We start from the raw sequence: 250 nt of genomic DNA, 5'->3' as shown, positions 1-250 counted from the left end.
AACAGGTGTCTTTCAAAAGCTGTTGCATCTCAGAAGTTTTATGAATTTAGAACAAAGCTTAAAGCTAAGTGTGATGAAAACGGCATTGAATTAAGGGTGGCAGATAGATTTTATCCATCTTCAAAGACCTGTCACCATTGTGGTTCTGTCAGGAAAAATTTAAAGCTTTCAGATAGAATTTACAGATGTGAATGCGGCTATGTTGCAGACAGGGATCTCAATGCGGCACTTAATTTAAAAGATGCTAAAA

1 protein-coding gene is annotated in these 250 nt (G+C 36.4%); it reads left to right on the top strand.

Going from position 1 to position 250, the window contains the following annotated elements; genetic code table 11:
- Window positions 1–250 (top strand): transposase (locus tag LJE09_RS17730; RefSeq protein WP_227311644.1); only part of this gene is annotated, 250 nt, incomplete at both ends.

It is taken from the genome of Blautia sp. DFI.3.45, from assembly GCF_020593505.1.
Classification (GTDB): domain Bacteria; phylum Bacillota; class Clostridia; order Lachnospirales; family Lachnospiraceae; genus Blautia_A; species Blautia_A wexlerae.
Note: the sequence above shows the minus strand (reverse complement) of the source record. Positions and strands in the feature narration are given on the sequence as shown.